Origin of the sequence: Iodidimonas muriae (genome assembly GCF_014647255.1) — a bacterium.
Taxonomy (GTDB): domain Bacteria; phylum Pseudomonadota; class Alphaproteobacteria; order Sphingomonadales; family Rhodothalassiaceae; genus Iodidimonas; species Iodidimonas muriae.
Map to the genome: position 1 here is coordinate 65306 of NZ_BMOV01000010.1, position 10308 is coordinate 75613.

16 protein-coding genes are annotated in these 10308 nt (G+C 68.5%); 13 read left to right on the forward strand and 3 right to left on the reverse strand.

What is annotated here, in order from left to right; translation table 11 throughout:
• The first annotated feature begins 6 nt into the window (after window positions 1-6).
• The 6 genes from IEX96_RS12385 (at window position 7) to IEX96_RS12410 (ending at window position 5435) form a co-directional block, all read left to right on the forward strand.
• Window positions 7-219 carry a phage head-tail joining protein gene (locus tag IEX96_RS12385; protein WP_188874017.1) on the forward strand — a complete coding sequence of 71 codons (213 nt, stop codon included), beginning with the start codon at window positions 7-9 and terminating at the stop codon, window positions 217-219.
• A 69-nt stretch (window positions 220-288) separates the two neighbouring features.
• A complete protein-coding gene (locus IEX96_RS12390) occupies window positions 289-1782 on the forward strand; it encodes a phage portal protein (protein ID WP_188874018.1) in 1494 nt (497 codons plus the stop codon).
• Window positions 1783-1795: 13 nt separating this feature from the next.
• The gene (locus IEX96_RS12395) at window positions 1796-3145 is read left to right on the forward strand and encodes a S49 family peptidase (RefSeq protein ID WP_188874019.1); all 1350 of its coding nucleotides are present in this window, start codon (window positions 1796-1798) and stop codon (window positions 3143-3145) included.
• Between the two features lie 30 nt (window positions 3146-3175).
• Window positions 3176-3565 carry a head decoration protein gene (locus IEX96_RS12400; RefSeq protein WP_188874020.1) on the forward strand — a complete coding sequence of 130 codons (390 nt, stop codon included), beginning with the start codon at window positions 3176-3178 and terminating at the stop codon, window positions 3563-3565.
• 85 nt (window positions 3566-3650) lie between these two features.
• Window positions 3651-4673, forward strand: coding sequence for a major capsid protein (locus tag IEX96_RS12405; RefSeq protein WP_188874021.1), 1023 nt, complete (start codon window positions 3651-3653; stop codon window positions 4671-4673).
• A 153-nt stretch (window positions 4674-4826) separates the two neighbouring features.
• Entirely contained in the window at window positions 4827-5435 is a 609-nt protein-coding gene (locus tag IEX96_RS12410) for a BRCT domain-containing protein (protein ID WP_150006443.1), read from the forward strand.
• Between the two features lie 67 nt (window positions 5436-5502).
• Here the strand turns inward: IEX96_RS12410 and IEX96_RS12415 are convergent, their stop codons facing one another.
• Window positions 5503-6123 (reverse strand): plasmid pRiA4b ORF-3 family protein, encoded by a 621-nt coding sequence (locus IEX96_RS12415; RefSeq protein WP_150006444.1) that lies wholly within the window; start codon window positions 6121-6123, stop codon window positions 5503-5505.
• Between the two features lie 33 nt (window positions 6124-6156).
• Between IEX96_RS12415 and IEX96_RS12420 the strand changes: the two genes are divergently transcribed.
• The 6 genes from IEX96_RS12420 to IEX96_RS12445 all read left to right on the forward strand — a co-directional run bounded on the left by IEX96_RS12420 (window position 6157) and on the right by IEX96_RS12445 (window position 9319).
• Entirely contained in the window at window positions 6157-6471 is a 315-nt protein-coding gene (locus IEX96_RS12420) for a head-tail joining protein (RefSeq protein ID WP_150006445.1), read from the forward strand.
• Window positions 6468-7118, forward strand: coding sequence for a DUF6441 family protein (locus IEX96_RS12425; protein ID WP_188874022.1), 651 nt, complete (start codon window positions 6468-6470; stop codon window positions 7116-7118). Before IEX96_RS12420 ends, IEX96_RS12425 begins: the two co-directional genes overlap by 4 nt.
• 6 nt (window positions 7119-7124) lie before the next feature.
• Entirely contained in the window at window positions 7125-7556 is a 432-nt protein-coding gene (locus IEX96_RS12430) for an acyl-CoA transferase (protein WP_150006462.1), read from the forward strand.
• A 30-nt stretch (window positions 7557-7586) separates the two neighbouring features.
• Window positions 7587-8546, forward strand: coding sequence for a phage tail tube protein (locus IEX96_RS12435; protein ID WP_150006463.1), 960 nt, complete (start codon window positions 7587-7589; stop codon window positions 8544-8546).
• A 9-nt stretch (window positions 8547-8555) separates the two neighbouring features.
• Window positions 8556-8972, forward strand: coding sequence for a phage-derived protein YdaY family protein (locus IEX96_RS12440; RefSeq protein WP_188874023.1), 417 nt, complete (start codon window positions 8556-8558; stop codon window positions 8970-8972).
• Window positions 8973-9133: 161 nt separating this feature from the next.
• Window positions 9134-9319: a DUF7697 family protein gene (locus IEX96_RS12445; RefSeq protein ID WP_150006477.1), complete on the forward strand. Its 186-nt coding sequence runs from the start codon at window positions 9134-9136 to the stop codon at window positions 9317-9319.
• 15 nt (window positions 9320-9334) lie between these two features.
• Here IEX96_RS12445 and IEX96_RS12450 read toward each other — a convergent pair whose 3' ends face one another.
• Together IEX96_RS12450 and IEX96_RS12455 are read right to left on the reverse strand one after the other, a co-directional pair.
• Window positions 9335-9634: a type II toxin-antitoxin system RelE/ParE family toxin gene (locus IEX96_RS12450; RefSeq protein ID WP_150006476.1), complete on the reverse strand. Its 300-nt coding sequence runs from the start codon at window positions 9632-9634 to the stop codon at window positions 9335-9337.
• Window positions 9631-9960 carry a type II toxin-antitoxin system Phd/YefM family antitoxin gene (locus IEX96_RS12455; RefSeq protein ID WP_188874024.1) on the reverse strand — a complete coding sequence of 110 codons (330 nt, stop codon included), beginning with the start codon at window positions 9958-9960 and terminating at the stop codon, window positions 9631-9633. Before IEX96_RS12455 ends, IEX96_RS12450 begins: the two co-directional genes overlap by 4 nt.
• A 96-nt stretch (window positions 9961-10056) precedes the next feature.
• Between IEX96_RS12455 and IEX96_RS12460 the strand changes: the two genes are divergently transcribed.
• On the forward strand, window positions 10057-10308 hold a 252-nt coding region (locus IEX96_RS12460; protein WP_229773726.1), incomplete at its 3' end, for a hypothetical protein.

Sequence of the window (10308 nt, forward strand, 5' to 3'; positions counted from 1 at the left end):
CCCGACATGACGCTCGAAGACATGATCGCGCGCCGCGACGCCTTGCTCGCCGCCCGCTGGCGCGGCGTGCGCACCGTCGAGATCGAGGGCCGGCGCATCACCTATGCGACCGATGCCGAGATGGCGGCGGCGCTCGCCGACCTCGAGCGGCGCATCGCCGACGGGTCGGCGGGTAGTCGGCGGCGCATCGTCCGCGTCCGGGCGAGCAAGGGGTTGTAACCGGTGTCGGGAACGATATGGAATCTTGTCCGCCGAAGCCTTGGCGAAGGCGGATGGCGTCGCCGCGCCGTGTCCGGCGAAGCGAAGCGAAGTTGGATCGGCGCCCTGGCCAATGGGTTCTTCGGCGGCTTCGAGGCCGGGCAGGCGAGCCGGCGGCTGCGGCATTTCCAGCCGAGCCGGGCGCATTTGAACACGCTGATCGCCGCCGCCGGCGCCGACATCACCGCGCGGGCGCGCTGGCTGGTGCGCAACAACGGCTATGCCGCCAACGCCATCGAATCCTTCGCCGGCAATGTCGTCGGCGACGGCATCAAGCCCTCGGCGCTGATCGCGGACGCCGGCTTGAAGGCGGACGTGCAGCGGCTGTGGCTCGACTGGACCGACGAGGCCGATGCCGAAGGGTTCACCGACTTCTACGGCCTCCAGCGCCGCGCCGCGCGCGAGGTGTTTATGGCCGGCGAGGTGTTCTTCCGCTTCCGCCCGCGCCGGGCGACGGATGGTCTCATCGTGCCGCTGCAGCTGCAGATGATCCCGTCGGAGATGCTGCCGTTGACCAGAAATGAGCAGATCGCCGGCGGCAACGTCATCCGCCAGGGCATTGAGTTCGACAGGATCGGCCGGCGGGTCGCCTATCACTTCCTGCGCCGCCATCCGGGCGATGTCACCGATCCCGGCCTCGTTGGCGAGACGGTGCGGGTGCCGGCGTCCGAGGTCATCCATGTGATCGACCCGGTCGATGCCGGACAGCTCCGCGGCGTCTCGCGCTTCGCGCCGGGCATCGTCAAGCTGTTCCTCCTCGACCAATATGACGACGCCGAGCTCGATCGCAAGAAGGTCGCGGCGATGCACGCCCTCTTCATCACCACCCCGGCGCCGGCGGAACCGTTCGACGTCGCCGAGAGCGACGAGGCGGGCGAGCGGACCATGGACCTCGAGCCCGGCCAGATCGTGATGCTGGAGCCGGGCGAGGAAATCCAGACCTCGGCCCCGGCCGATGTCGGCCAGACCTATGAACCCTTCCAGTACCGCACACTCCTCCAGGTCTCGGCGGCGCTCGGCATTCCCTACGCCTATCTCTCGAACGACATGCTGAAGGCGAACTACTCGAACTCGCGCCTGGCCTTGCTGGAGTTCCGCCGCCGGGTCGGGGCGTGGCAGCATTCGGTGATGGTCTGGCAGCTCTGCCGCCGGGTCTGGGCGCGCTGGATGGACATGGCGGTGCTCGCGGGCGCCCTCGATCTCCCCGATTACGAGGCGCGCCGCAGGGACTACATCGCCTGCGCCTGGCTGCCGCCCAAATGGGACTGGGTCGATCCCCTGAAAGACGCCCGCGCCGAGATCGAGCAGATCGAGGCGGGGTTGAAGAGCCGGACCCAGGCGCTGGCCGAGCGCGGCTACGACGCCGAGCAGGTCGATGCCGAGATCGCCGCCGACCGCGAACGGGAGCGGCGGCTCGGCCTCGTCTTCGGCACAGCGCAGCCTGCTTCGCCAATACCCGCCGAGCCGGAAGATCAGCCTGTCCCGGGCGCCGTCGAGGGACCGGCTACGCCCGCGGAAGACTGAGGATTCGAAAGACATGCATCGATCGTTATTGGCGCGGCTCTCCGGCCGGCCGCTGGCATTGGCTCCGCGTGCGCTCGAAGGGTTGTTGGCCGCCGTGCCGTCGGACGTGTCCACCGAAGCCCTGGCGAAGGTGGATGCTCGTGGCCTTGCCCTGCATGATGACACCCCGAGGCCGTCACCCGGCTTCACGATCACTGATGCCGGCATCGCGGTCGTGCCTGTCGTCGGGCTGCTGGTGACACGGGGCGATCTGATCACCGCCTTTCTCGGCATCATGGATTATGGAGAGGTCGCCGGCGCCGTCGAGGCGGCCTTCGCGGACCCATCCGTCCGTGCCGTGCTGCTCGAGGTGGACTCGCCCGGCGGCGAGGTGGGCGGCCTGTTCGACCTTGTCGACCGGATTGCAGCCCTGCGCGGCGCAGCGGGAAAACCGCTCTGGGCCGTGGCGAGCGAGGCCGCATTGTCGGCGGCCTATGCGATCGCCAGCGCCGCCGACAGGCTCTACGTCACCCGCACCGCCGAGGTGGGCTCGGTCGGCGTCGTCGCCGTCCATGTCGATGAGAGCGGCGCCGACGCGCAAGCCGGCCTCAAATGGACGCTGATCCATGCGGGCGCCAAGAAGGTCGACGGCAATGCCCATGCGCCGCTCTCGGACCGGGCCCTCTCCGACATCCAGGCGGACGTCGACGCCCTCCATGCCGAGCTCGTGGCTCTGGTCGCCGCCAACCGCGGCATGACACCGGAGGCGGTGCGCGCCACCGAGGCCGCAATCTTCCGCGGCCGACGCGGCATTGAGGCCGGTTTCGCCGACCTCTTGGGCACCGTGGACGTGGCGCTCGCCGATCTCGCTGCCACGCTCGACCCGCCGCCTCAACCCATGGGGGCCGCGCGCGGCACCCGAACCATCCAACCGCCAAGGAGCATGATCAAAATGACGACCGAACCCGAAACAGCGGCCGAGACAGCCGCCACTATCGAGCAGGAAACTCCGACCCCCACCGAGGTGTCCCCGTCGACGCCGCCAGTCCCGGAAGTCCCGTCCGAAACCCCGGCGGCACCGGCATCTCCCCAGCCGTCGGCGGGTCCCCGCGAAAGTGCGGATGCCGCCGCCCGGCTGCGTGCCGAATATGCCGAGATCGCCGCCGTCGCGGCGCAGGCGGGCCGGCTCGGGGTCGCCATCGACGCCGCCGACGCCATGGCCAAGGGCATCCGGCCGGACGCCCTGCGCCGCTCGGTGCTCGATGCGCTGGCCACGCGCGCCGAGGCGAATGTGGTCGTCGCCGCGGCACCACAGGCGCCGACCGCTGGCGACAGCCCCATCGTCCGCCGGGCGCGGGAACGCGCCTCGGCCTCCCGCGCCTGATCCCACACATCACTTGGAGGAGCATTCGACATGCCCGTTCTCACCCAATCGCCGACGCTCGGCGACCTGCTCAAATATGAGCTCGAGCGCAATTTCAACCGCGAGACCGTGACCCTGAAGGCCGGCGCCAGCTATCCGCTCGGCGCCGTGCTCGGCCGGATCGCGGCGACCGACAGATACCGTCTCTCGCCCGCCGCCGCCGTTGCCGGCGACGAGGGGGCGGAGGTCGCTGTTGCCGTGTTGATCGAGGCGGTCGACGCCACCGCCGGCGACGCCCCCGGCCTGGTCGTCGCGCGCGGGCCGGCGATCGTGTCCAAGGCGGCGCTCGTCTTCGACCCCTCCGTCGACCAGCCGGCCGAGACCGCCGCCAAGCATGCGGAGCTCGCCGCCGCCGGCATCGTTGCGCGCGACACCGCCTGACGCCTGACCCTCACGCATCCCGTCCGTTCATCCAGCCCCGGTGGATTGCCGCAGGGGCTAATCTTTTTTGAGGAGCCCCCATCCCATGCCCGTCATCATCAACCCCTTCGACGCGGGCGGCTATTCGCTCGCCGAGATGACCCAGGCCATCAACATTCTGCCCAATGTCTACACCCGGCTCGGGCAGATGGGCCTGTTCCGCTTCGAGGGCGTGACCCAGCGCTCGGTCGTCATCGAGCAAGCGGAAGGCGTCCTGAACCTGCTGCCCACGGTGCCGCTCGGCGGTCCCGCCACCGTCGCCAATCGCGATGTGCGCTCGATGCGCTCCTTCACCGTGCCGTGGATTCCCCATGACGACGTGATCACGCCCCAGGACATCCAGGGGGTGCGCGGTTTCGCCGTCGCCGACGCCGCCGATCCCCTGGCCACAGTCATGGAGCGCAAGCTCACCCGCATGCGGGTCAAGCACGCCCAGACCCGGGAATATATGGAGGTGAACGCGCTCCGCGGCATCGTCAAGGACGGCGGCGGGACCACGCTCTACAACTACTTCACCGAATTCGGCCTCGCGCAGCTGGAGACCGACTTCGTGCTCGGCACCGCCGGCACCCAGGTCCAGGCCAAGGTGCGGGACGTGCTTCGGAAGGTCGAGACCGAGCTCAAGGGCGAGACCATGACCGGGGTGCTGGCCCTCGTCTCCCCCGAATTCTTCGACAAGCTGATCGGCCATGCCAAGGTCGAGGAGGCGTACAAATACTATTCCTCGACCGGCGGCCAGCCGCTCAGGGAGGACACCCGCCGGCGCTTCCCCTTCGCCGGCATCCTGTTCGAGGAGTACAACGCCACGGTGACGCTTTCGACCGGGGCGACCGAGACCCTGATCCCTGGGGGCGAGGGCATCGCCTTCCCGCTCGGCACGCTCGACACCTTCACCACCTATGGCGCGCCCGCCAACCTGATCGAGACGGTCAACACCGTGGGCCTTCCCATCTACGCCCGCCAGATCGCCCGGCCCGACGGTTCCGCCATCGAGGTCAAGACCGAGGCCTCGATCCTGCCGGTCAACAAGCGCCCGCGGCTCGCGGTGCGCATCTTTTCGAGCAATTGATCCTTGAGCGGTCTGGATAGCGGATTGGAAAGTAAATTGCTTCGGGGATGATTTTGAAGAGTGGGAGAGACAGCCCTATGACTTTCCGATCTCCGTAGGTTGATCTATGCTATTTCCCAAGACGGCAATGTCAGCCCAAGGGGGGAACATTTCATGTCCGACACCAGTTTGCACCGGCTGTTCAATCGAGCGCGGATCGACGATCGACAGGTCAATGAGTTGCTCGGCTTGGCGCACGGGATTGTCGCCGACGGCATGGTGACACAGGCGGAAGCTGAATTTCTCCAGAAGTGGCTGGTCGCGAACAGGGCCGTATCGGACAATCCAGTGGTCGCTACGCTGCTCGCGCGAGTGAACGAGATGCTGGTCGACCGCTATCTCGACGCGGAGGAATCGCGGGACCTCCTGGAGACTCTGCGGCACTTTTCGGCGGGCGACTTCGAACTCGGCGAGACCTTGAAGGCGACACGGCTGCCGATCGATAGCCCGCAGCCTGAGTTGGAATTCGAGGGCAGCCGCTTCTGCTTCACTGGAACCTTCGCCTTCGGCAGTCGGAGCCACTGCGAAGAGGCGGTCGTGGCACGCGGCGGCGAGGTCGGCTCGTTGGTTCAATCGACCCGATATCTCGTCATCGGCATCTACGCGACCGACAGCTGGGCGCATTCGTCCTTCGGCCGAAAAATTGAACGCGCTGTCGACTGGAGGGACCGCGGCTTGCCGATCTCGATCGTGAGCGAAGAGCACTGGGCCACGGCGCTGTAATCCCGAGCATCCGCCGCAACCGTTCTTCCTCTTTCCCGAAAGGGAGAGGAAACCAGAGGGCTGTTGGTTATCCTGTCTTGCGCGGCCGACCGCGCGCCTTCATCCCGCCGCGGCGGGAGCGAGCGATGCGCGAAAGCTGGGCGTCGATGATATAGCGTTCGATGTCGTCGGGATCATAGGGCTCGCCAAGCCAGTCGAGGACGTCCTCATGATCCGGATGATCGGGATCGGAGATCGCTTCCAGCAGGGCCTCGAAGCCCGGCGGGCCGCCGCAGTCCTCGGGCGGGCAGCGGCGTTCGCCATCGACGAAGATGGGATAGTCGATACCGGGCTCGGCCGCCTTGGCGGCTTCGATGACGATCTCATGCCGCCAGTCGTCGCCGAAGTCGTAGACGTAAAGAAACCGCTCGACGCCGTTGGCGACCAGCGACGACAGCTTGACGTTGTTGGCATCGGCGACGCCCGGGTCCAGACCGTCGTCGAAATCCCGCGCGCCGTAGCGCCTTTCGCCGACATGGAACTCGTACATGTGCTGGTCGTACCAGCCCATCGCCGCCTGGATGGTGTCGTGCAGGCGCTTGAGGCTGAGGCCGGCCGGCACCAGCACGCGCCGCCACACCACGGGCTTGAGGTGGAGCAGAGTGATCTTGATCTGAAGGATGTCGGTCTTGGGATTCACTGTCACCATCGTCGCTCCCCATTTCTCCGCCGGACTTGAATAATGACGATATTCGCTGCCGCCGTCGACGACCTCTTCGCCGATCCCAACATCGCGCGCGATGCCGTCTGGCGGGCGGGCGGCACGGGCGCTCCGGTGATGGTACGGGTCATCCTGCGCCGGCCGGACCGGATCGGCAACTTCGGCGAGACCCGCCTGCTTGCCGCGACCACGGTGATCGAGGTGCGGACGGCGGAGGTGCCGGCGCTGTCTGAGGGCGACGGCTTCGAGTTCAATGGCGAGTCCTTTATCGTCCAGGGCGAGCCGGTGCGCGACGGCGAGAGGCTGGTCTGGACGGCGGAGGTGGTTGCCCTATGAGGCTCGAGGCGGCGCTGACCGGCGATCTCGGCCGCATGATGGCGGCGGAGATCAAGGCGGCCGAACAGGCCGTCACCACCGGCATGCGCGCAGCAACGGACGGGCTCAAGACCGAGCTCCGGAGCCAGATCACCGATGCCGGGCTCGGCGCACGCCTCGCCAGGACCTGGCGCGGCGAGACCTTCCCCAAGGGCAGGACGAGCATCGCTGCCGCCGGCTTCGTCTGGTCGAAGGCGCCCGGCATCGTGCGGGTCTATGAGGAAGGGGCGGTCATCCGCTCGACCAAGGGATTCTTCCTCGCCATCCCGACCGAGGCGGCGGGCAAATTCGGGGACGGGGCCGAGAAGATCACGCCCGGCGGCTGGGAGCGGCGCAACGGCCAGCGCCTGCGCTTCATCTTCCGCCGCGGCGCGCCCTCGCTCCTCGTCGCCGACCTCCGGGCCCGCACCGGCAAGCGCGGCGGGTTCGGCCGCGCCAGCGCCACGGCGCTGCGCACGGGACGCGGGCTTACCACCGTGCCGATCTTCATCCTGGTGCCGCAGGTGAGTTTAAAGAAGCGCCTCGACGTCGCCGGCGCCGCCGCCCGCTGGCAGGCCCGGCTGCCGGGGCTGGTGGTCCGCAACTGGCGCGATCCGCAAGGGGAATAACCGTCGATGTCGCGACGCGAAGATATATTGTCGGCGATCTTCGACGTGCTGCGCACCGGGCTCGCCGCCGCCGTCCGCCGCAACGAGGTGCTGCCCGAGAAGGTGCCGGCGGCGGGCCTCGTCATCTTGCGCGACGGCGATCCAGGCGCGCCGGACGTCACCTTGAACCCGCGCACCGAGTTCTACAGCCACCGGGTCGAGATCGAGGCCTATGTGCCGCGCGATGCACAGGGCGGCGGCGAGGCCGCGCTCGACGCCCTGCTTGGGCTTATCGGCGCGGCGCTGATGGCCGATCCGTCGCTCGGTGGCCTCGCCGAGAACATGGTCCCGTCCGCACCCGAGACTGGCGCGCTCGCCATCGAGGGCGCGGCGCCGGTCCTGAACGCCCGGCTGGTCGTCACCGTCGACTATCTGGTGAGCGATCCGTTGGCCGGCTGATTTCTCATTATATAACAGGAGTGTTCCCCAATGCCGAAGGTTCGTGCCTATGGCGCCGACGCGACGCTCAAGGCCGCCCGCGAGGCGGCCTATGGCGTGGCGCCGCCCGGCCCCTATAAGAGCCTCGACTTCAAGTCGACCGACCTCTCTTCTGCCCAGCCGCTCGGCGACGATCCGCTGCTCGGGCGCGGGCGCAATGCCCAAGACCCGTTCCGCGGGCTCGTCACCGACGAGGGCCAGCTCGACGCGCCCCTCGATCTGCGCGCCACCGGCTTCTGGCTCACCGCCCTCTTCGGCGATCCCGTCACCACCGACAATCTCGACGGCACTTTCACCCATGTCTGGGAATCGGGCGCCGGCGACATCCCGAGCTTCACCCTCGAGATCGGGCACCCGAAGCTCGTGACCCCGGTCTTCTTCCGCCATCCCGGCACGGTGGTGGAAAGCTTGCAAGTCGAGATGGGCCAGGAGGGGGCGGCGAACGCCCGGCTGCAGCTCGTGGCCCAGGGCGAGGAGAGCGCCGCCGCCACCATCGATGCGGCGCCAGGGACCTATGTGCTCAAGCGCTTTTCCCAGGGCCGCGGCTTCATCCGCCGGGGCGGCGCGGCGCTTGCCGGCGTGACGGGGGGCAGCTTCACCTTCTCCAACAATCTCGAACGGGTTCGCGTCATCCGCGATGACGGCAAGATCGAGGCGGCCGATCCCACCACGGCTTCTGCCGAGGGTGCCATGACCGTGCGCTTCGACGGCGCGACGCTGGTGGCCGAGGCCGCAAACGGCGACCCGGTCGCACTCGACTACGGCTTCACCATGGCGGGAGGCTTCGAGCTCAAGTTCGAGTTCCCCCGCGTTTTTCTCCCCAAGCCCAAATACGCCGTCTCCGGCCCCGGCGGGGTCGAGGCGAGCTTCGACTGGCGCGCCGCCTTCGACGACACTGTCGGCACCATGCTGCGCGCCAGCCTGCTCAATGATGTTGCCAATTATGCATAGGGAATTTCCATGATCCGACTTGATCTCAAGCGCGAGCCCTGGTGGCTCGATCTCGGCCATGGCGTGCGCGTCCATGTCCGGCCCTGCACTACGGCCCTCGTCATGGCCGCCCGGGCGGCGATGGCGCGCGGCGCCGATCCCGGCATCGCCGATGCTTCCATGGATATCCCCACGGACCTGTCCGCCGAAGCTTCAGCGAAGGCGGATGCCCTGGCGAAGGCGGGTGAGCGGACGGCGGCGTTCGTCAAGGCGCTCGCCTGTCTCGCCGTCGACGATTGGGAGGGGGTGGGCGATGCCAAGGGCAAGCCGGCAAAGGTCACGCCCGAGGGCGTCGCGGCGCTGATGGATCTCTGGCCGCTGGCCGAAGCCTTCGAGCGCCAGTATCTCGGCCCCGCGCTCCTGCTGGACGCCGAAAAAAACGCCTGACGGCCCGCGCGAACTGGCACTTCGGCGGCGGGCCCCAGTATTGCGACGGCTGCCGGCGCGACGGGCGCCCCTGCGCCCGCGGCGAGCCCGGCGCGGGCGGCGAACTCTGCCCCTACATCGCCCACGAGCCGCTGACCGACGCCGGCTGGCAGGCCTGGGACGTGCTCACACGCTCGGCCGGCCAGCTCCGCCTCGCGCCCGGCGCCGTCATCGGCATCGACCTCACCGTCGCGCTCTCCCTCGGCGCCGCCTTCGGCTATGACCTCCACGCCCTTGCCGAACTGCTGCCCGCCGGCGAGGCGGGGCTGGTGCGGACGCTCAATGAGCGGAACGGGCGCGAGAACTGACGGGTTCGGCTGGCGTCAATCCTCCGTCGCCGGGAGGCGGGCGCCGTGACGGACCTGCAGGATGACGATGAGATCGGCATCGACGGTGAAGAGGATGCGATAGCCGCTGGTGATCAGATGGCGGATCTCGAGGCCGTCGAGACCATCCTCGGGCGCCCGCGGGCAGCGCTCCGGCATCCTCGCCAGCGTCTTCATCCGCGCGCGCAGGGTGGTCACGAAGCGCCGCGCCGCCGCGGGATTGTCAACCGCGATGAAATGCAGGATGTCGTCGAGATCGGCCTCGGCGGTCGGGGTGATGGCGACCCTGCGGCTCATGCTCCCTGGCGCGCGCCCCGGCGCTTCGGCTGCCCGAGATGCCGCGTCTCGAGGTCGTCCAATACCTCATCGAGGCCGCGGACCCGGCCGGCGCGATAGTCGGCGATGCCGCGGCGCAGCTCCATCAGCCGGTCCGCCTCCTCGGCGCGGGCGAGGAGGCGCTGATAGGATTTCGCGTCCTGGACCACGATCTCGGCCTGGCCGTTGACGGTCAGCACCGCCGCCCGCCCGGTCTTCTTGAGCCGCGCGATCGACTCGCGCGTGGTGCGCTGGAACTCGGTCAGCGACTGGATGTCCTCAAGGTGGATTGGCACGGCAGTCTCCATGTGAATACGCAGTGAATTGCATGTTATCCGCAACCGCCGACCAACGCAAGTTTTTGCCCACCAGCCTTTGACGCAGTCCACAGGCGACAACTCCCCATGACCACCCGCAATCTCGCCGTCCGCCTCGCCGTGATCGACGGCGGCAAGGTGAAGGCGGAGTTGAAGGACGTGGGCGAGTCGGGCCAGCGGTCCTTGAAGCGCATCGAGGAGGCGGCGCGGCCGGCCTCGCGCGCGCTCAAGGCCTTGGACGGCGCCGCCGGCGAGGTCCGGGGCTCGCTCGAGGGCTTCGCCGGCCGCCTCGGCCCTCTCGGCACGGCATTGACCCGGCTCGGGCCGGCGGGGCTGGCG